Raw genomic sequence first — 19,422 nt, 5'->3', positions numbered from 1 at the left:
AGTTTGGAGCACAGGATGGCACTTCCTCTGCAGGGCGTCCGGGTACTGGACCTGACCGACGGATTCGGCGACACCGCATGCCGTTTCCTCGCCGATCTGGGCGCGGAGGTCGTCCTCGTCGAACGGCCCGGCGGATCGGCGTCGCGCTCGGCCCCACCCATCCGGAACGGGGTGAGCATCCCGTTCGCGTTGCGCAACGCGAACAAGCTGGGTGTCGTCGTCGACCTGGACGACGAGGCCGGACGGGATCGGCTCCGCAGCCTCGCAGCCTCCTCGGACATTCTCATCGAATCGCTGCCTCCGGGCCATCTGGCCGCCCGCGGTGTCGGTCCCGCAGACCTGCGGGTGATGAACCCCGCCCTGGTCGCGGTGTCGGTCACCCCCTTCGGTCAGGACGGCCCGTACCGCGACTGGGCGGCGACCGAACAGGTGCTGTACGCGCTGAGCGGGGTGCTGTCGCGGTCGGGTGAACCCGGCGAGCCTCCGCTGCTCCCCCCGAACGGTCTGGTCGCCGAGACCGTGGGGGTGCATACGGCGTGGTCGGCGCTGCTCGCCTACTACGACCGCCTGCACACCGGTCAGGGCCAGTACGTGGACGTCTCGGCCTACGAGGTCGTCGTGCACGGCTTCGATCCCGGATTCGGTGTGCAGGGCTCCGCCGCGGCGGGCCGCTCCGACGACTTCCCGCGCGGCCGGCCGGACGCCGCCAACTTCTATCCCGTCTACCGCTGCGCCGACGGGCAGGTGCGGATCTGCCTGCTCGCCAAGCGGCAGTGGCGGGCGATGTTCGAATGGCTCGGGGAGCCCGCGGAGTTCGCCGACCCGAAGTACGACACGATCCCGGCCCGGTTCGCGGCCGCCGACCGGCTCAACCCGCTCATCGAGGCCCTGTTCGCGCAGTACACCCGCGACCGGCTCGTCGCCGAGGGCGCCGCCCGCGGCATCCCGATCGGGGGCCTGAACACCGTCTCCGAGGTGCTGACCACCGAGCACTTCCGCGTCTCGGGCACCTTGGTGGACACCGAGATCGCACCGGGTCTCGCCGCGCGGATCCCCTCCGGTTACACCCGGATCGAGGGTGCCCGCGCCGGATTCCGGTTCCGGGCACCCGAGCCCGGGGAGCACGACGAGATCGTCTTCGGCCGGAACGTGCCGCGCACCCCGATTCCCGCACCGCGACGCCCGGTGGGGTCGCGGCCGTTCGAGGGCCTGCGGGTGCTCGACATGGGCGTGGTGGTGTTCGGTGCCGAACTCGGCCGCCAGTTCGCGGACAACGGCGCCGACGTCATCAAGATCGAGAACACGAACTTCCCCGACGGTCTGCGGCAGTCGAAGCGCAAGGACGCCCTTGCCGCGTCGGTCGCCTGGGGTCACCGCAACCGGCGCAGCCTCGGTCTGAACCTGCGCACCCCGGAAGGCATCCGGATCTTCAAGCGGTTGGCTGCCGAGGCCGACGTCGTGCTGGCGAACTTCAAACCGGGCACCCTCGCGTCGATGGGGCTGTCCTACGAGGAACTCTCCGCGATCAACCCGCGCATCATCGTCTCCGAGAGCAGTGCCTTCGGCAGCGTCGGTCCGTGGAACACGCGGATGGGCTACGGACCGCTGGTGCGGGCGGCGTGCGGGGTCTCGGCGCTGTGGCGCTGGTCCGATGATTCGGACGGGCTGTGCGACGGATCGACCGTCTATCCCGACCACATCGGTGGCCAGGTGGCCGCGACCGCGATCCTGGCGCTGCTGATCGACCGGCTGCGGACCGGGCGCGGCGCCGCCCTGGAGGTCGCGCAGGCCGACGTTGCGATCGTGGCCCTGGGAGACCGGATCGTCGCCGAGTACCTGGAGCCCAGATCGGTCACCGCACTCGGCAACTCGGATCGGTATGCGGCACCGTCCGGACTGTTCCCGGCGGCAGGAGACGACGAATGGTGCACCGTGACGGTCCGTGACGACACCGACTGGCGGCACCTGTGCGGTGTCTTCGGGCGCCCGGACCTGATCGACGACCCGCGCTTCGCGACCACCGTGGCGCGCCTCGGCCACCGGGACGAGGTCGACCGGATCGTTGCGGAGTGGACCGCCGAGCGCAGTCCCACCGAGGCGATGGAGACACTACAGGCCGCGGGCGTTCCCGCCGGTGCGATGGTGCGCCTGCCCGAACTGCTCGCCAACCCTCAGCTCGTCGCCCGGGAGGCCTATACGGAGCTCGAGCACGAGCTGCTGCCCGCCTCGCTGCCCACCGCCCGGCAGGTGGCCCGGTTCGAGACGCTGCCGGCCTGGCCGCTGCGTCCCGCACCGCTGCCGGGGCAGCAGACGCGGGAGATCTGCGAGACCGTACTCGGGATGAGTCCCGGGGAGGTCGACGGTCTCGTCCGGGACGGGGTGCTGCAGCCCGCGGCCGACGACCGCGCACTCCAGGTGTCCGGAGTCTGATACTCGGCGCGAGCGCCCACGGAATCCGCTGGGGCAGGGGAGTATCGGAACGAGCAGCCCTCCGGGCCATCACCACGATGGCCCGGAGGGCTGTTCCCGTCTCGGCGCCCGAAAATCTCCACAATTTACAAAAATCGATTGACGTATCACGACTCATGTCTGTAACCTCAATCACAAGCAACGCCGAGGGGATGCACCGGCCGCACCAGTGGGGTGCGGACTCTCCCGTTCCGGCGTCTCATCGAACGGCGTTGTCTTCCAAACTTTCCCACGATCAGGCTTTTCCTGGAACGAAGCGAGCGAAGGAGCTCTCATGAAACTCGAAGGCAAGGTCGCCCTCATCACCGGTGCCGGTTCCGGCCTCGGCCGTGAGGCGTCGCAACTGTTCTCGTCCGAGGGCGCGAAGATCGCCGTCGTCGACATCGACCCGGAGCGCGCGAAGGGCACCGTCGAGCTGGTCGAGCAGCAGGGCGGCACCGCCATCGCCATCACCGCCGACGTGCGCTGCGAGCAGCAGGTCTACGACGCCGTCGCCACCACCGTCGAGGCCTTCGGCAAGCTCGACATCGCCTGGGCCAACGCCGGAATCGTCTCGCGCGGCGGTGTTCCCTCCGTCGCCGGTGGTGAGCAGGTCGACTTCCAGGACCTGACCGACGCCGACTGGCAGGACGTCGTCGGCGTCAACCTGTCCGGCGTGTTCTACACGGCCAAGGCCGCCGTGCCCCACCTGCGCGCCAACGGTGGCGGTGTCATCCTCGCGACCTCTTCGGCCGCGTCGTTCGCCGCCTACCACAGCATCGCGATGTACTCGGCCACCAAGGCCGGCGTCAACGGCCTGGTCCGCGGCCTCAGCCTCGACCTCGGCAAGTACGGCATCCGCGTCAACGCCGTCGCCCCGACCCACGGCATGTCGCCGAACTTCCTCGCGCCCGCCGGTACCCCGGTCGTCGGCAAGTCCTACGAAGAGGTCGCCGGCCCGTGGGATCCGGGCATCTCCCCGATCCCGCTGAAGCTGAACCGTCCGCCGTCACTGGGCGACAACGCGCGTGCCGCGCTGTTCCTGGTGTCCGACGACGCGGCGTACATCACCGGCCTGACCCTCCCGGCCACCGACGGCGGCACCCTGTCGCGCGTCGCGATGATGTTCCCCGAGGACGAGCTCAAGCCGACACTCGAGTCCTGAGCCGAAACGAGAAGGGGACCCGGATCACCGGGTCCCCTTCTCGTTTCTCGTATCTCAGGACTTCAGGAGATCACGATGGATGATCTCCTTCATGATCTCGTTGGTGCCGCCGTAGATACGCTGGATGCGGGCGTCGATGAACGCCTTGGCGACCGGATACTCCATCATGTAGCCGTAACCGCCGTGGAATTGGACACCGGCGTCGATCACCCTGCCCTGCAGCTCCGTGGCCCACAGCTTCGCCTTCGACGCATCGACGGCGCTGAGCGTGCCCTTGTTGTACTCGCGCACGCACCGGTCGATATAGGCGCGCGAAACCTCCACGGCCGTCTGCAGTTCGGCCAGGGTGAAGCCCAGCCCTTGGAACTCGCCGATCTTCTTGCCGAAGGCGGTGCGCTCCTTGACGTAGTCGAGGGTCCAGCCCATCACGGCCTCGGCGGACGTCTGCGCCGCAATGGCGATACCGAGCCGTTCGAGGGGCAGGCTCTGCATGAGATAGGCGAAGCCGGCGCCCTCCTCACCGAGCAGGTTCTCCTGCGGGACCCGGACGTCCTCGAAGAACAGCTCGGCGGTGTCCTGGGCGTGCAGACCGACCTTGTCGAGCTTGCGGCCCCGGGTGAAGCCGGGCATGCCCTCCTCGACCACGAAGAGGCTGAACCCGCGCGAGCCTGCGGCCGGATCCGTCTTCGCGAACACGATCACCAGGTCGGCGAGGATGCCGCTCGTGATGAAGGTCTTGGAGCCGTTGAGGATCCAGTGGTCACCGTCGCGCACGGCCGTTGCGGTGATCCCGCGCAGGTCGCTGCCGGCACCGGGCTCGGTCATCGCGATGGCGCCGATCGTCTCCCCGGTGACGAAACCGGGCAGCCAGCGGCGCTTCTGCTCGTCGTTCGCGTGCCGGAGCAGATAGTTCAGGACGATGTCGTCGTTCGTCGAGAAGCCGGACTGCAGCGCGGAGGCGCCGACCCGGGCGATCTCCGACTGGATCACCACCCGGAAGCGGTAGTCCGTCTCACCGGGACCGCCGTACTCCTCCGGGACGGCGAGGCCGAGCAATCCCTGTTTGCCGGCGGTCAGCCAGGTCTGTCGGTCGATCAGCCGGTCGGCGTCCCATTTCTCCAGGTTGGGGACGACATACCTGTCCACGAACGCCCGGACGGAGTCTCGGAACAGTTCGTGGTCCTCTTCTAAGAGATCGCTCTTCACACAAGCCTCCTGAGGCGGGCGCCCGTGGGCGCCCGCCGTGATGGTGTCGGGGGTCAGTCCTGGCCGACCAGTTTCTGGACCTCGCGCCGGAAGACCTGGTTCGCAACCTCGTTGCGGCCCAGGACCATGTTGCCGGCGTTGGCGCTGGCCATCGCGCGCTGCGAGTCGCGCAGGATGGGGAAGTCCTCGTTGTGCAGCACCGCGATGAGGATCTCGACGTTCTTGTCCCACAGGCGGTTGTACCGCTCCTCGGTCAGACCGCTGTCCTCGACCGTGGGGCAGATCAGCCGGATCTCCATCCGCGACTGCTGGGGGTCGGTGGGGTGCGGACGGAAGGTGAGCAGCTGGTAGTGGTCGGGCTGGCGCAGCAGGGTGCTGTTCGGGCCGAGGAAGTGGGTCTCGGTGGTGTGCTCGACGAGGTCGCGGTCGCCGGGATCCTCCTCGATCCAACGGTCGATGGTCTTGCGCAGATTCATGAACCGGCAGTGGTGACCGAAGTCCTCGAAGGCCATGACGTTGGTGTGGATGTGCTTGGCTGCGGTGTTCGGGTGTGCGTACTGGATGTGGTAGCCGTCGAGGAAGGCGTCCTGCATGAGCTTCCAGTTGACGGGTTCCTCGAACACGTTGACCCGCGTGGTCACCTTCGAACCGAGATCGTGCGAGGCGAGGATGGCGTCCATCTCGGGGCCGAGCCAGTCGGCGACGTCGATACTCGCGTCGGCGTCGTCCACCACCCAGATGAAGCCGTGGCGTTCCTCGGTGGGCAGTTGGACGAGATTGCGGTTGTCGCGGTCGGCGTCACCGAAGGTGTTGTCGCGGGTGATCGTGCGCAGCGTGCCGTCGGTGTCGTAGGACCAGCGGTGGTAGGGGCAGGAGAACAGCCGGCAGCGGCCCTTCTCCTCCTTCTCGACCATGGCGCCGCGATGACGGCACTGGTTGACGAGGGTCTTCACGCTGCCGTCGCGCTGACGGACGACGATGACGTTGTTCCGCGGCATCTGCAGGGTGAAGAAGTCGCCCGGCTTCGGGATCTCGGAGCCGTGGGCGACGATCGTCGGAACGCGGCCGAAGACGCGGTCCCGTTCGAGCTTGGCGACCGCCGGGTCGACGAACTCGTTCGGTTCGAACCAGGTGAGGTGCTCGTACTCGTCGGTGGTGTCGTTGCGCAGATGATCGAGTGCGCGGCGAATGCGTTCCTCGGTGGGAATCCCGACCTCTGTCATGGGGCTGTCCTCCAGAGTCGTGCTGAAGCGTCGCCGGGGCGGCCACATCTTCGGCTGTCGTTCGGATCGTCGGCCTAAATCTAACTGATGTAGGTTTTAGTGTAAACCCTCGGAAGGGTGTGCGAGACGTGTTCCGGTGATTGCCCCGGAATACCGATGACCATTAGATTCAGGCCGTCTACCGGCAGAGGAGGAGCGAACGGATGATCTCGTATCGGTGGTACCCGGAACTGGAACCGGAGGATCGGGACGAGGTTCTGGATCTCGTCGCCACGGCCGCCGGATTCGACGACGAGGCGGGCTTCTCGCGGATCCACCCCGCGGACGTCACCGCCGCATCCGACGGCAGCGGGAAGGTCTTCCACCTCCCGGTCAAGGCGCGGCGCGATCTGAGCGCGCGCGAGGACGCCCCGCTGGTGATCGTGGCCTATCTGCATCTGAAGGTCGACGCCGAGGGGTACGGCACGGTGCAGTTCGTCGTGCATCCCGACTACCGCTCCCGCGGTGTCGCCACCACGCTGGTGGAGGAGATGGACCTGGACACTGCCGCCGAGGGCGGCTGGCAGGGGACCGGCGCGCACGCCCTCCGCTGCTGGGCGTACAGCACCCACCCCGCCGCCGACCGCCTCGCCCGGCGGTTCGGCATCCGGACCGCCGGGCGGTTGTGGACGATCTTCCGGCACCTGTCCGGGCCGTTCGCCCATCCGTTGGAGCCCGTCGCGGAGTTCGGCGACGCCGCGATCGGTGCACCCCTCGCGCTCGGAGATCCCGCGGCGCGCGAGGTGATCGACCGCGTGCTCGACGCGTCCTCGCTCCCGGCGGTGCAGCGCGAGCGACTCCTCGACGAGATCCGGCTCGGGGACGGGCATGTCGTCGTCGCCGAAGACGCGTCCGGCAAGCCCGCCGGATTCGTCTGGTACGACCCCGTGCTGTCGACGCATCTCGAGCTGCGGGCCGCGTGGATCCGGGCGCTCGTCCTCACCGACGCCGTCCGCGGAGCGGGGCTCGGCACCGGGTTGCTCACCGCGGCGCTCGGGATGCTGCGGGGCGCCGGTGCCCAGATCGGATTGATGCGCATCGATCCGGACAACGCTGCGGCGGTGCGGATGTGCCGGCTCATGTGGTTCGAGCAGGAGGAGGAGCACTCGTGCTTCCAGGTCGGGGAGTGGGTGGGGGTCCCCGGCTTCCAGCGTTGACTGCTTTACGAAAAACGCTTTCTGTCAGGTGTTGACCTAAAGGCTGTAGGTCGCTATCTTTGTGTTGCGGCTCACACGAACGGTGGCCGGTTCGCACCGCGATCACACGGTGCCCTTCTCGAACGCTCCGTGCATCTGCGCGCGAGACATCCCTTCGGAGAGGAAAATTCATGGGTCGACTCGACGGAAAGGTCGCGTTCATCACCGGTGCGGCTCGTGGCCAGGGGCGGTCGCACGCCGTCCGGCTCGCGGAGGAAGGCGCGTCCATCATCGCGATGGACATCTGCGACCAGATCCCCACCGTCTTCTATCCGATGGCCACCAAGGAGGATCTCGACGAGACGGCCCGCCTGGTGGAGAAGGCCGGCGGACGGATCGTCACCTCGGTGGGCGACGTCCGTAACCTCGACGACGTCCAGCGCGCCTACGACGCCGGCATCGCCGAGTTCGGCAAGGTCGACATCGTGCTCCCCAACGCCGGGATCATGCCCGTCATCGGACCGGGCGACCAGCGTCAGGCCTGGCACGACGCCATCGACACGATGCTCACCGGCGTGTGGCACGTGCTCGAGGTGACCGTGCCCGGGCTCGTCGAACGCGGCGAGGGCGGGTCCATCATCATCACCAGCTCCGCTGCGGGCCTGACGAGCATCGGCCTGAACACCTTCCCCGGTCAGGTCGGCTACACCGCCGCCAAGCACGGCGTGGTGGGCCTCATGCGGATCTACGCGAAGCAACTTGCCCCGCACCGGATCCGCGTCAACACCATCCACCCCACCGGCGTGAACACCCCCATGGTGGCCAACGCCGAGTACGCCGAATTCCTCACCGCCAACCCCGAGGTGGCCGCGGACGAGTCGTACAAGAACCCCATGCCGGTCGAACTGATCGAGGCCGAGGACATCAGCAACGCGATCGTCTACCTCGCCTCCGACGAGGCGCGCTACGTCACCGGGGTCACCTTCCCCGTCGACGCCGGCTACAACATCCGCTGAACCGAAGGAGCTTTCGCACATGACCACCACCGAAGCGGCGACCCCCACGGTCCCGACCTTCGCCGACCGCGACAAGGTCTTCATCGGAGGCCGCTGGGTCGAGTCCACCGGTAACGAGTGGGTCGACGTCGTCGACTCGTTCAGCGAGCAGCGTGTCGCCCGTGTGCGCACCGCCACCGCCGAGGACGTCGCCCGCGCCGTCGCGGCCGCCCGCGAATCCTTCGACAAGGGCGAATGGGCGTCGAAGACCATGGAGGAACGCGCCACCGTCATCGACGCCATCGCCGACGGACTCCAGGCACGATTCGAGGAACTGACCGCCATCGGCGTCGCCGAGGTCGGTGTCCCGGTCGGTGTCAGCCACCAGACCCAGCAGATGATCGGCGGACTCTTCCGCGCGGTCGCCGAGGTCGCCCGCAACGTCTCCACGTTCGAGGAACGCCCCCGGATGGGCGGCGGGGTCTCCCGCATCGTGAAGGAGCCCACGGGCGTCGTCGCGGCGATCATCCCCTGGAACGGCCCGATCGGGAACATCGCTTTCAAGCTGGCCCCGGCTCTCGTCGCCGGCTGCTCGGTCGTGCTCAAGACGGCCCCGGACGCGCCGCTGTCGCCGTGCGTGTTCGCCGACGTCGTCGCCGAACTCGTCGAGCAGGGACGCATCCCCGAGGGCGTCGTGAGCGTGCTGTGCGCCGACCGTGAGGTCTCCGAGACCCTCGTCACCAACCCCGATGTCGACCACATCACCTTCACGGGCAGCACCGCCGCGGGCCGCCGCATCGCAGCCCTCGCGAGTGAACGCATCGCCCGTGTGTCGCTCGAGCTCGGCGGCAAGTCCGCAGCGATCATCCTCGACGACGCGGACCTGAACCACGTCCTGCAGACCCTACCCATGGGTGGCTGCCTGCAGTCCGGCCAGGCCTGCATCGCGCTCACCCGCATCCTCGTGTCGAAGAAGCGCCACGACGAGGTGCTCGAGGCACTCAAGGCCGCCTACGGCTCTCTGCCGCTGGGCAATCCTTGGGAGCCCACGAACTTCCTCGGCCCCCTCGCCACCAAGCACCACCAGCAGCGGGTGCTCGGCTACATCGACATCGCGAAGGAGGACGGCGCGAAGGTCGTGCTCGGCGGTGGCGTCCCCGAGGGCCTGGAGAAGGGCTTCTTCGTCGCGCCGACCCTGCTCGACGGTGTCGATCCCGACTCGCGGATCGCTCAAGAGGAGGTCTTCGGCCCGGTCTTCTCGCTGATCACCTACGAGGACGAGGAGGACGCGATCGCGATCGCGAACAACTCGATCTACGGCCTGTCCGGCGCCGTCTACACCGAGGACATCGACCACGGTTACGAGATCGCCCGCCGCATCCGCACGGGTACGATCAGCGTCAACACCTCGGCCATGGACTTCTCGCTGCCGTTCGGCGGTTACAAGCAGTCGGGCATCGGCCGTGAGGGTGGCCCCGAGGGACTCAAGGAGTTCTTCGAGATCAAGACCGTGCACATGCCTGCATAGGGACTCCACGGGGGTGGAAGAGCAACGGGGCCTCGCGATCTCGCGAGGCCCCGTTGTGCATCCGGGACACGGCCGCTCGGTGCCGTCCTCGTGAGGGCTACTCGGTGCCGTCCTCGTTGCGCATCACGCCGTACAGGAAGCTGCGGATCATCTCCTCGAACAGCTGCTTCGAGGTCATCTCGTTCTCGGTGAGGGCCCGCGCGAGCATCGGCTGGGACTCGGGGTCGACGTTCGGGAAGATCGTCGACTTCGTGCTCGGCGGGCGCATCGCCTCGGTGAGCACCGCGCCGAGCGTCAGACGCTCCATGCCGTCCAGGATCTGCACGTGCAGCCGCGCGGGAACCCCCGACGCCTCCAGGAAGGCGGCGGTCTCCTCGTAGGTGCCGATGAGCACGTCGCGTGGAAGGTACTGCAGCAGGATCGGTGCCGCGTTGCGGTGCTTGAGGATCGATCGACGCAGGTTGAGGCTGAGCGTCACGAAGTACTCGGGCCAGTCCGGTCCGGGCTTGCGCCGCGGCATCGGCCCCGCACCGGCGATCTGCCGGGCGACCGCGGAGAGGATCTCCGACTTGTCGGAGAAATGGTGGTAGAGCGAGGGGGCTCGCACCCCGAGATGCTTCGCGAGACGCGGCAGGCTGAAGGCCTCGAGCCCTTCGGAATCGATGATCTCGATGGATGCGGCCACCGCGGCCGCGCGACTGATTAGCGGTTTCGACGGTCGGGCCATGTCTCGCTTTCGGCTGGTACGTGGGCGGGCTGCCTGGAATGGTATCGACTCCCGCTCCGGGCTCGTCAGGACGTGAGAACCGCCTCGTCGAGGAACTCGATCAGGCCCCTGCTGAGCACGTCGTTGTCGTCGCCGCTGACCATGTGGCCGGCCCCGCTCACGTCGACGAGCCGCGCCCCGGGAATCAGGTCGAGCAGTTCGTTCGCGCCCTCGTCGCTGACCACGTCGGACTGGGCGCCGCGGATCAGCAGGGTGGGGACGGTGACGGCGCGGGCGGCGGCCCGGGCGCGTTCCTCCCGGGCGATCTCCGTCGCGATCAGCTTCTCGCGGTCGGAGAGCAGCCGCGGATCCCAGTGCCAGTACCACCGGCCGTCGCGGTGGCGCAGGTTCTTGCGCAGCCCCTCCTTGCGGGGCGGGCGCCGGCGGTTCGGGTTGTACGCGATCACCGCCTCGAGCACGTCGTCGAGGCTGTCGAAGCCGTCCAGTCCGGCGCGCATGAACTCGGTGATCCGGGTGATGCCGTTCGGTTCGGCCTTGGGGGTGATGTCCACCAGGACCAGGGCGCGGGCGAGCCCGGGATGTTCCCCCGCGGCGACGAGCGAGGCCAGACCACCCATGGATGCACCCACCAGGACGGGAGCTTCGCCGAGGAAGTCGGTGACCGCCCGGATGTCGCGGGCGTGGGCATCGGGGGAGTAGTCGCCGTCGGCGGCCCACTCGCTGTCCCCGTGGCCGCGCGCATCGATCGTGTACGCCCGCCAGCCGTGTTCGGCGAGACGGCCGCCGGTGCGTTGCCACGAGTGCCGGGTCTGGCCGCCGCCGTGCAGGAGCAGCACGGTCCCGTTGTGTCCGCCGGACGGGTCGGGCCTCCACAGATCGGCGGTCAGGCGCAGCCCGTCGCCCGGCAGGTGCACGGTCTCGGTGGTGACGGTCATGTGTCGAGTCCCCTCGTGGGTTCGGGTGTTCAGTGGCCGGATGTGCCGCCGTCCACAGCGAGCGTAGAACCGGTGACGTATCCGGAGGCCGGACTCGCCAGGAAGATCACGGCGGCGTCGATCTCGCGCTGGGTGGCGGTGCGGCCCAACGAACTACCACGCAGGAACTCCGCGAGCGTGTCGTCGCCCATCTCCGAGATCATGTCCGTTTCGACGAAGCCGGGAGCGACGGCGTTGACCCGGATCCCCTTGCGTTGTGCCCACTGGTGCGACAGGTCGCGGGTCAGCCCGATCAGACCGGCCTTGCTCGCGGCGTAGGCGGCCTGGGGGAGAACCGACTTGACCAGGCCGAGCATGCTCGACACGTTGACGATGCTCGAGCCCGGTTCCATCACCCGGGCGCACGCCTGCGCGGCCCAGTAGCTGCCCATCAGGTTCACGTCGAGCACGGACCGGAAGTCCTCGGGGCGTTCCCGCGTCGCCGGCGCGGCATGGGTGATACCGGCATTGTTGACGAGGATGTCGAGCCGGCCGAACTCCTCGACCGCGGCGCGAGCCAGGGCATCGCACTGTTCGGGGTCGGTGACGTCGGTGGGAACGACGAGGCATCGGCGTCCGGTCTCCTCGACCGCGGCGGCGACGGCCTCGAGCCGGTCGCGTCGACGTGCCGCGACGACGACGTCGGCGCCGGCCTCCGCGAGGGCGCGTACGAAACCGGCTCCCAGCCCGCTACCGGCACCCGTGACGACGGCGACGCGGCCGTCGAGCCGGAACAGGTCGAGTACCGAATCGGTCTCGGGGGCAATGTCTGTCGAGGTCATCGGGGTTTCTCCTGAGCTGTCGCGATGGTGGTTCCCACCCGACTGTTGCGCGCCGTAAAACTAATTACATAAGATTACACGGCACGTGAAGTCCGGAAGAATCGAGACACCGATGACGGCAACCCCCACCGACGAGCACCGCAAGCTGCAGGTGATCGGCAAGGACGTGCTCGCGGACGGTGTCGTGGCCGTACGGCTCGCGGACCCGGACGGAGACCCCGTCCCCGCCTGGGATCCCGGCTCACACATCGACCTCGTCGTCGACGCGTCGACGGTGCGGCAGTACTCGCTGTGCGGCGACGTCGAGGACGGCACGAGCCTGACCGTCGCGGTCCTCCGCGAGGAGAACGGCCGCGGCGGGTCGAAATGGGTGCACGACCACCTGCAGGTGGGTGATCTCGTCGGCATCGGCGGACCGCGCAACAACTTCCGGTTCGAACCCGTCCCGTCCTGCCTGTTCGTCGCCGGCGGCATCGGCATCACGCCCCTCCTGCCGATGCTCCGTGCGGCCGACGCGGCGGGGTCGGACTGGCGGCTGCTGTACGGCGGGCGTACCCGCAACAGTATGGCGTTCGCTGCCGACCTCGCCGCCCGTCACCCCGACCGCGTGGAGATCAGGCCGCAGGACGAGTTCGGGCTCCTCGATCTCGCCGGCGCGCTCGACACCCTGCTGGCGGGTGCCGCTGTCTACTGCTGCGGGCCGGAACCGCTCCTGCAGGCCCTCGAGGGTGAATGCCGCACGCGGCCCGGAATAACCCTGCACGTCGAACGTTTCGCGGCCAAGGAACGACCCGCCGACGCCGTCGACGGGGTCTTCGAGGTCGAACTCGTGCAGTCCGGCACCAGTGTGACCGTGCAGGCGGACGAGTCCCTGCTCGATGCCGTTCTGCGGTCCGGGGTCGACGTGCCGTTCTCCTGCCGGGAGGGCACGTGCGGCACGTGCGAGGTGGCCGTGGTGGACGGTGAACCCGATCACCGCGACTCGGTCCTGACCGGGGACGAACAGGCCGCGAACGACTGCATGATGATCTGCGTCTCGCGCAGCCGGACGCCGAAGCTCGTCCTGGACCTGTAGCGATGTAGCACACCCGGCCGATCTGTGTGCTGAGTTACAGCAATTTACAAAATATGATTGACGTCTCATGTAAGACGGGTTACCGTGTGCATCACGGAGTCGAGGGCAGCCTCCGACCCGGTGCACCCCTCGAAGACGTTGCCGAACAGTCCCATTCGGTGACACTCACGCACCGGTCATGAGACGCCATCCCGTCCGAATCAGCCCTGCGCCGACATACCGGTGCGACTCACGAAAGGGAACCAACATGGCTTCCACTGTCGGTTCGGCCCTGCATTGGTGGGCGAAGACCAAGGGAGAGCAGAAGGCGCTCGTCGTCGCCGACGAGTCGCTCACCTACCGCGAACTGCAGGACTGGTCCAGCCGCATTGCACGATCGCTCGTCGACCGTGGCATCGAACGCGGACAGCGCGTCGGCGTGCTCGGCCCCAACTCGCTGACCTGGCCCGTCGTCGCCCTGGGTGTGCTCAAGGCCGGCGCTGTGCTCGTACCGCTCAACCCGCGGTTCAAGCCGGCCGAACTCCGTAAGGTCGCCGACGACTCGGGCCTGAGCCTGGTCCTCATCCCGAACGAGTTCACGACAATCGTCGAGGACGCCCGGGCACTCGGCAACTCCTTCGACATCGTCGAGTTCTCCGACATCACCCCGCTCCGCGAGGGCGACCAGGACGACTTCCGCATCGACCTCGAACCCGACGAGCCCACCGCCGTGCTGTTCACCAGCGGCTCCACCGGCATGTCGAAGGGCGTCATCTGCACCAACCGGACGCTGCTCAACATCGTCTTCGAGGCCACCCTCACCGAGGAGGGCTTCCGTCCGGGCTCGACCTCGCTGCTCGTCCTCCCGCTGGTGTTCACCCCGGGTCTCGTGTGGGGTCTGATCATGACCACCGTGCTCGGTGGCACCCTCGTCGTCGAGAAGGAACTCGACCCGAACCGCGCCGCGCGGCTGCTCGGCGAGCACAACGTCCAGGCGATCTTCGGCGTGCCGCTCATCTTCGAGGCGATTTCGCGGTCCCCGGAATTCGAGAAGGCCGACCTGTCGTCGCTGCGCACCGCCATCGTCGGCGGCGCCGCCGTCGCCCCCGCGCTGCTGAAGCGCTGGGCCGACAAGGGCGTTGCGCTGCGCCAGATCTACGGCATGACCGAGGCCGGCGGTGTCGCCACCGCCACCCTCGTCGCCGAGGCGTTCGACCATCCCGACTCCTGCGGCTCCGGCTCGATCTTCACCGAGCTCAAGGTCGTTCGTGAGGACGGCACCGAGGCGGCACCCGGCGAGGAAGGCGAGATCCTGCTCCGCGGCCCGGGCGTGACTCCCGGTTACTGGAACGACCCCGAGTCCACCGCGGTCGCCCTGCGCGACGGCTGGCTGCACAGCGGCGACCTCGGCACCCGCGACGCGGAGGGTCGCGTCAAGTTCGTCGACCGGCTCAAGGACCTGATCATCACCGGTGGCATCAACGTCTCGCCGGTCGAGATCGAACGCGTCATCAGCGAGATCCCCGGCGTCCAGGAGGTCGCGGTGATCGCGGCGTCCGACCAGCGTTTCGGTGAGACCCCGGCCGCGATCGTCACCGTCGAGAGCGGTGTCGACGAGGCCACCATCATCGAGCACTGCGACCGGCTGATGGCCGACTACAAGGTTCCGCGCTACGTTGTGATCCGCGACGAGCCCCTGCCGCGGCTCCCCAGTGGCAAGCTGTCGAAGACGGCGATCCGCGAGGAGTACAAGGACGTCGCAGACCGATTCGACAAGGTCCGCTGAGCCCTCCGCTCGGGGACCGGGAGGGAGCCACCGTGTCCGAGACCGGCAACGAGAACCCCGTCGTTCTCGAACGTCACGGCGAGATCGCCGTGATCCGTCTGAATCGACCGGATCGTCTCAACGCCTTCACGAACGAGATGGGTGAACGCGTCATCGAGGTGTTCGACGAGACCGATGCCGACGACGACGTGCGCGCCGTCGTCGTCACCGGGACGGGACGGGGGTTCTGCGCCGGTGCTGATCTCGCGGCCGGGGGCGACACCTTCGTCCTCGGCGACGATCCCGACACGGGTGGCGCGCCGCCGGACCTGGGCGGACGCGTCACCCTGCGGATCTACCGGTCCCTCAAGCCGGTGATCGCCGCGATCAACGGCCCCGCGGCCGGGGTCGGTGTGACCATGACCCTGCCCGCCGACGTTCGCATCGCAGCGGACACCGCGAAGTTCGGTTTCGTGTTCACCCGCCGCGGACTCGTCCCGGAGGCGTGCTCGACCTGGTTCCTGCCGCGCGCGGTGGGGATCTCGACGGCCGTCGAATGGACGGTCGGCGGGAAGACCGTGCCGGTCGCGGAGGCACTCGACCGGGGGCTGGTCCGCGAGGTCGTGCCGGCCGGGCAGGTCCTCGACCGGGCCCTGGAGGTCGCACGGGAGCTGGTGTCCGGCACCGCCCCGGTGTCCGCGGCTCTGACCAGGCAGTTGATGTGGCGGATGCTCGGTGCCCCCGACCCGGAGATCGCCCACCGCGCCGAATCGGTGGGGATCTACGTCCGGGGGACGTCCGACGACGTCCGGGAGGGCGTCGAGGCGTTCCTCGACAAGCGGGAACCGAAGTTCCCCAACCGTGTCTCGGACGGTCTGCCGGATCTGTTCGGCAACTGATAACGACCGGCCGAAGCGGCCGGTGAACCCTCACACTCGGCCCTCTCCCGGTAGCGGGGGAGGGCCGAGTTGTGTTCGACATCGCAGGAGGGGCCGCGGCCAACTCTCGTTGACATCGAACGAATCTTGTAACATCTGCCGTGTCACACGGCAACGACAGGGCAGGAGCTGCGGGATGGCGCGACGGCGGTCGGGAGTACTCGGCGACGACGCGGAAACGGCGCGCGGCAAGATCCTGAAGGCCGCCGAGACGATGTTCCAGCGGTACGGGGTCGTGAAGACCACCATGGACGACATCGCGAAGGAGGCCGGCGTCTCGCGGCCGACGGTGTACCGCTACTTCGGGGACCGCGATTCGCTGATCATCGCGCTGATCGAGACGCGCTCGCGCCGCCTCTTCGACAAGGCCCGCGACTACCTGCGCGAACGGCCCACCTTCGCCGAGCAGATCGTGGACGGTCTGATCTTCCTCGTCGACCGGGGCCGGCAGGACCCCATCGTCCGGCTGATCGTCAGCCCCGAGCACATGGACATGGCCACCGCGCTGGTGGGCAGCAGTGGTCTCGCCGCACGGCTGACCTTCGAGATGTGGGCGCCGCTGCTCGAGGAGGCCCGGGAGCGCGGTGAGATCCGCGAGGGGCTCACCGACGAGGAGATCTGCCAGTGGATCGCGCTGGTGCAGCTCATCCTGGTGGGGCGCATGGACTTCCACTCGGACGACGATCCGGACAATCGGCGCATGCTCACCAACTTCCTGCTGCCGTGCATCATCAAGGACGCGCCGGCGCCGCAGAGTCGCTGAGACGACGGGGCCGCTGACGGCCGGGCTCCCACTCGTGTGAACGAACACCCGCGGAACTTTCCGCGGGCGTTCTTCGTGGGGTGACGCCCTTTTCGCCTGCGGTGTTCCGCCGGCGCGTGACCTGCGGACCCGACACGACGAATCAATTTACAAATTTCGATTGACGTAACATGGAACATGCGGGTAACCTGTGTCACATGGATCGGACACCGGTGATCGAGTCCTCGACCCTCCGGTAACGGTCGTACTTTGTTGGCGGATCGCCCTGTCCGGCAACAAATCCGATTTTCTCGTTCATTCACCGGGCGCAGTGGCCCGGCCCGCCCGCGCGCACGCCGGGGTGGTTTCCGGTGGTACCGCCGGGCAGGAACGTTCGAAAGGACAGGACACAACAAATGTCCGATCTTCGCCAGCAGGTGCAACGACTCGTGGTGGACATGTCGGTCTGTGCCGGACACGGGCTGTGCTACTCCACTTCCCCTCAACTGATCGACTGCGACGACCAGGGATACCCGGTTGTCCTGCACGACCTTTCATCGGAGGACGACGTGCGTGCCGCCGAAGCGGCCGTCGTCGTCTGCCCCGAACGAGCACTCAACATCGAACCCCGCTGAGGGCCCGACCCAGAGGAAGAATCATGACAACCACAGAGAAGGCAGTGCCGGAACATCTGGTGGTCGATTTCGACATCTACGACCAGACCCTCGCTCAGCCGGTCGACAACCTCCAGGAGCGCGTCGCCGAGCTGGCCGCCAAGGGACCGGTCGTGTACTCCACTGCCTACGGGGGGCACTGGATCGTCACGCGGTACAAGGAGATCCACGAAGTCCTGCGTGACGCCGAGACGTTCTCGAGCTACCCCAACAATCTGGTCACGGGCCCCGGCGGCATGGGCAAGTTCATCCCGATCGAGCTCGACCCGCCGGAGCACACCGCCTACCGTCTCGCCCTGCAGCCGCTGTTCAGCCCCAACCGGATGAAAGCTCTCAACGAGCAGATCCGGGACCTGGTCAACGAGCTGATCGACGACTTCGCCGGCAAGGGTGAGGTCGAGTTCATCTCGGCGTTCGCACACGAACTCCCGACCCGCGTCTTCCTCGCGCTCATGGACTGGCCGATGGAGGATGCCCCGCTGTTCACCGAGGCGACCGATGTCGTGCTCATGGGCAAGCCGGGTCTCAGTCCCGAGGAGAACCAGCAGGCGCAGGTCGCCGCCGGTTTCGCGATGTTCGGCTACTTCCACAAGATGATCCAGGAGCGCCGCGAGAACCCGGGCGACGACATTACCTCGACCCTCATTCACACCGAGGTGGAGTTCGAGGACGGCAAGCGGCTGCTGACCGACGAAGAGCTCTACCGCATGTGCTTCCTGCTGCTCATCGCCGGACTGCACACCACGCAGGGCGCCCTCGCCTGGTCGATCATCCACCTGTCGAAGAACCCCGAGCAGCGTCGCGCGCTGCTCGAGGACGAGTCGCTGATTCCGAGTGCGGTGGAGGAGATCCTGCGCTTCGAGGCGCCGGTGACGCCCGGCCGTCGCGCCACCCGCGATGTCGAGCTCGGCGGGGTGCAGATCAAGGAGGGCGACCAGCTCATCCTCACCATCTGCTCCGCGAACCGCGATCCGGAGGAGTTCGACGATCCGGAGGAGCTGCAGATCGACCGGCATCCCAACCGGCACCTCACCTTCGGTGGCGGTCCGCACCGCTGCCTCGGCTCGCACCTCGCGCGTGTCGAGCTGACGATCGCGCTCGAAGAGATCCACCGGCGGATCCCGGACTACGAGCTGATCGAGAACGATCCGCCGATCCTGCACGCCAGCCAGGTGCGTGGATGCATGCGTCTGCCGATCAAGTTCACGCCCTCGGCGTGAGACATCGCTCGCTCGCCGGCCCCGGACGGGTGCCGGCGAGCGAGCACGGCGAACTCGCCTATAATCATTCAAGAGGAAGTAAAGGATTCAGCAGGGGGGTGTATGGCTCGGCGTCAGAGTGTGCTCAGTGACAATGCCGAGACCGCTCGCACCCAGATCCTCGCTGCCGCGGACAACGCCGTCGAGCGTTTCGGGATCGTCAAGACCACGATCGACGACGTCGCCCGGGAAACCGGCGTCTCCCGCCCGACGATCTACCGTTACTTCCGCGACCGCGACACCCTCATCACCGCGCTGATCGAGGCCCGCGCCCGCCGACTCTTCCGGGATGCGCACGCGTACGTCGCCCACCTCGGCTCCTTCTCCGAGCAGCTGGTCGACGGGCTGCTCTACCTGGTCGACCGCGGGCGACGCGATGCGGCCATCCGCCTGATCGTGAGCCCCGAGCACGTCGGCCGCAGCACCGCGCTCGAAGGCAGTTCCGAACTCGCCGCCCGGCTCACCTTCGAGATGTGGGCACCCCTGATCGAGGCCGCGCGTGCGCGTGGCGAGATCCGCGAGGGCATCACCGACGCGGAGATCTGCACCTGGATCACGCTGGTGGAGCTGATCCTCGTCGGCCGCATGGACTTCGGTGATCCCATGGGGGAGACGAACCGGAACCTGCTGACCAAACTGCTGCTGCCGGGCATCGTCACCGGCGTCACGAGCACCGCCTCGTAGCACGACCGCCGACGTCGATCGGTTCGGATCGTCACGACCGGCCGCTCGTGACGACTCGCGAGAACTCGTCACGAACCGGCCGG

The 19,422-nt window shown here is 67.8% G+C and carries 17 protein-coding genes; 12 read left to right on the top strand and 5 right to left on the bottom strand.

Annotated elements, in window-relative coordinates:
• Positions 1–15 precede the first annotated feature (15 nt).
• Both OED52_RS18850 and OED52_RS18845 read left to right on the top strand, forming a co-directional pair.
• Positions 16–2,430: a CaiB/BaiF CoA transferase family protein gene (locus tag OED52_RS18850; RefSeq protein WP_264152344.1), complete on the top strand. Its 2,415-nt coding sequence runs from the start codon at positions 16–18 to the stop codon at positions 2,428–2,430.
• Between the two features lie 313 nt (positions 2,431–2,743).
• Complete coding sequence (locus OED52_RS18845) at positions 2,744–3,613, top strand: SDR family NAD(P)-dependent oxidoreductase (protein ID WP_264152343.1); 870 nt, start codon at positions 2,744–2,746, stop codon at positions 3,611–3,613.
• A 54-nt stretch (positions 3,614–3,667) separates the two neighbouring features.
• Here the strand turns inward: OED52_RS18845 and OED52_RS18840 are convergent, their stop codons facing one another.
• Together OED52_RS18840 and OED52_RS18835 are read right to left on the bottom strand one after the other, a co-directional pair.
• The gene (locus OED52_RS18840) at positions 3,668–4,819 is read right to left on the bottom strand and encodes an acyl-CoA dehydrogenase family protein (protein ID WP_264152342.1); all 1,152 of its coding nucleotides are present in this window, start codon (positions 4,817–4,819) and stop codon (positions 3,668–3,670) included.
• Positions 4,820–4,872: 53 nt separating this feature from the next.
• The gene (locus OED52_RS18835; protein WP_264152341.1) at positions 4,873–6,042 is read right to left on the bottom strand and encodes an aromatic ring-hydroxylating oxygenase subunit alpha; all 1,170 of its coding nucleotides are present in this window, start codon (positions 6,040–6,042) and stop codon (positions 4,873–4,875) included.
• 203 nt (positions 6,043–6,245) lie between these two features.
• Between OED52_RS18835 and OED52_RS18830 the strand changes: the two genes are divergently transcribed.
• The 3 genes from OED52_RS18830 to OED52_RS18820 all read left to right on the top strand — a co-directional run bounded on the left by OED52_RS18830 (position 6,246) and on the right by OED52_RS18820 (position 9,740).
• On the top strand, positions 6,246–7,238 hold the full coding sequence (locus tag OED52_RS18830; RefSeq protein WP_264152340.1) for a GNAT family N-acetyltransferase: 993 nt from the start codon (positions 6,246–6,248) through the stop codon (positions 7,236–7,238).
• A 170-nt stretch (positions 7,239–7,408) separates the two neighbouring features.
• Positions 7,409–8,233, top strand: a complete 825-nt coding sequence (locus OED52_RS18825; protein WP_264152339.1) for a mycofactocin-coupled SDR family oxidoreductase — start codon at positions 7,409–7,411, stop codon at positions 8,231–8,233.
• Between the two features lie 19 nt (positions 8,234–8,252).
• Complete coding sequence (locus OED52_RS18820) at positions 8,253–9,740, top strand: aldehyde dehydrogenase (RefSeq protein ID WP_264152338.1); 1,488 nt, start codon at positions 8,253–8,255, stop codon at positions 9,738–9,740.
• A gap of 97 nt (positions 9,741–9,837) precedes the next feature.
• Here OED52_RS18820 and OED52_RS18815 read toward each other — a convergent pair whose 3' ends face one another.
• The 3 genes from OED52_RS18815 to OED52_RS18805 all read right to left on the bottom strand — a co-directional run bounded on the left by OED52_RS18815 (position 9,838) and on the right by OED52_RS18805 (position 12,223).
• A complete protein-coding gene (locus tag OED52_RS18815) occupies positions 9,838–10,467 on the bottom strand; it encodes a TetR family transcriptional regulator (protein WP_264152337.1) in 630 nt (209 codons plus the stop codon).
• 65 nt (positions 10,468–10,532) lie between these two features.
• Entirely contained in the window at positions 10,533–11,402 is an 870-nt protein-coding gene (locus tag OED52_RS18810; protein WP_264152336.1) for an alpha/beta fold hydrolase, read from the bottom strand.
• Between the two features lie 29 nt (positions 11,403–11,431).
• Positions 11,432–12,223 carry an SDR family NAD(P)-dependent oxidoreductase gene (locus tag OED52_RS18805; RefSeq protein ID WP_264152335.1) on the bottom strand — a complete coding sequence of 264 codons (792 nt, stop codon included), beginning with the start codon at positions 12,221–12,223 and terminating at the stop codon, positions 11,432–11,434.
• A gap of 112 nt (positions 12,224–12,335) precedes the next feature.
• Between OED52_RS18805 and OED52_RS18800 the strand changes: the two genes are divergently transcribed.
• The 7 genes from OED52_RS18800 to OED52_RS18770 all read left to right on the top strand — a co-directional run bounded on the left by OED52_RS18800 (position 12,336) and on the right by OED52_RS18770 (position 19,339).
• A complete protein-coding gene (locus tag OED52_RS18800; protein ID WP_264152334.1) occupies positions 12,336–13,298 on the top strand; it encodes a PDR/VanB family oxidoreductase in 963 nt (320 codons plus the stop codon).
• Positions 13,299–13,545: 247 nt separating this feature from the next.
• Entirely contained in the window at positions 13,546–15,063 is a 1,518-nt protein-coding gene (locus OED52_RS18795; RefSeq protein WP_264152333.1) for a class I adenylate-forming enzyme family protein, read from the top strand.
• A 32-nt stretch (positions 15,064–15,095) separates the two neighbouring features.
• The gene (locus OED52_RS18790) at positions 15,096–15,941 is read left to right on the top strand and encodes an enoyl-CoA hydratase-related protein (RefSeq protein WP_264152332.1); all 846 of its coding nucleotides are present in this window, start codon (positions 15,096–15,098) and stop codon (positions 15,939–15,941) included.
• A gap of 175 nt (positions 15,942–16,116) precedes the next feature.
• Positions 16,117–16,743, top strand: coding sequence for a TetR/AcrR family transcriptional regulator (locus tag OED52_RS18785; RefSeq protein WP_264152331.1), 627 nt, complete (start codon positions 16,117–16,119; stop codon positions 16,741–16,743).
• A gap of 395 nt (positions 16,744–17,138) precedes the next feature.
• On the top strand, positions 17,139–17,357 hold the full coding sequence (locus OED52_RS18780) for a ferredoxin (RefSeq protein ID WP_264152330.1): 219 nt from the start codon (positions 17,139–17,141) through the stop codon (positions 17,355–17,357).
• A 23-nt stretch (positions 17,358–17,380) separates the two neighbouring features.
• A complete protein-coding gene (locus OED52_RS18775; RefSeq protein WP_264152329.1) occupies positions 17,381–18,616 on the top strand; it encodes a cytochrome P450 in 1,236 nt (411 codons plus the stop codon).
• A gap of 102 nt (positions 18,617–18,718) precedes the next feature.
• Entirely contained in the window at positions 18,719–19,339 is a 621-nt protein-coding gene (locus tag OED52_RS18770; protein WP_264152328.1) for a TetR/AcrR family transcriptional regulator, read from the top strand.
• The last annotated feature ends 83 nt before the right edge of the window (positions 19,340–19,422 follow it).

It is taken from the genome of Rhodococcus sp. Z13 (assembly GCF_025837095.1).
Classification (GTDB): Bacteria; Actinomycetota; Actinomycetes; order Mycobacteriales; family Mycobacteriaceae; genus Rhodococcus; species Rhodococcus sacchari.
This window is presented reverse-complemented; position numbering and strand designations above follow the sequence as displayed.

Bases quoted from the DNA above. Each gene is read 5' to 3' on its own strand.
- OED52_RS18770 (WP_264152328.1), top strand. From the start codon at position 18,719: ATGGCTCGGCGTCAGAGTGTGCTCAGTGACAATGCCGAGACCGCTCGC.
- OED52_RS18800 (WP_264152334.1), top strand. From the start codon at position 12,336: ATGACGGCAACCCCCACCGACGAGCACCGCAAGCTGCAGGTGATCGGC.
- OED52_RS18795 (WP_264152333.1), top strand. From the start codon at position 13,546: ATGGCTTCCACTGTCGGTTCGGCCCTGCATTGGTGGGCGAAGACCAAG.
- OED52_RS18815 (WP_264152337.1), bottom strand. From the start codon at position 10,467: ATGGCCCGACCGTCGAAACCGCTAATCAGTCGCGCGGCCGCGGTGGCC.
- OED52_RS18850 (WP_264152344.1), top strand. From the start codon at position 16: ATGGCACTTCCTCTGCAGGGCGTCCGGGTACTGGACCTGACCGACGGA.
- OED52_RS18780 (WP_264152330.1), top strand. From the start codon at position 17,139: ATGTCCGATCTTCGCCAGCAGGTGCAACGACTCGTGGTGGACATGTCG.
- OED52_RS18845 (WP_264152343.1), top strand. From the start codon at position 2,744: ATGAAACTCGAAGGCAAGGTCGCCCTCATCACCGGTGCCGGTTCCGGC.
- OED52_RS18835 (WP_264152341.1), bottom strand. From the start codon at position 6,042: ATGACAGAGGTCGGGATTCCCACCGAGGAACGCATTCGCCGCGCACTC.
- OED52_RS18830 (WP_264152340.1), top strand. From the start codon at position 6,246: ATGATCTCGTATCGGTGGTACCCGGAACTGGAACCGGAGGATCGGGAC.
- OED52_RS18785 (WP_264152331.1), top strand. From the start codon at position 16,117: ATGGCGCGACGGCGGTCGGGAGTACTCGGCGACGACGCGGAAACGGCG.
- OED52_RS18820 (WP_264152338.1), top strand. From the start codon at position 8,253: ATGACCACCACCGAAGCGGCGACCCCCACGGTCCCGACCTTCGCCGAC.
- OED52_RS18825 (WP_264152339.1), top strand. From the start codon at position 7,409: ATGGGTCGACTCGACGGAAAGGTCGCGTTCATCACCGGTGCGGCTCGT.
- OED52_RS18775 (WP_264152329.1), top strand. From the start codon at position 17,381: ATGACAACCACAGAGAAGGCAGTGCCGGAACATCTGGTGGTCGATTTC.
- OED52_RS18810 (WP_264152336.1), bottom strand. From the start codon at position 11,402: ATGACCGTCACCACCGAGACCGTGCACCTGCCGGGCGACGGGCTGCGC.
- OED52_RS18805 (WP_264152335.1), bottom strand. From the start codon at position 12,223: ATGACCTCGACAGACATTGCCCCCGAGACCGATTCGGTACTCGACCTG.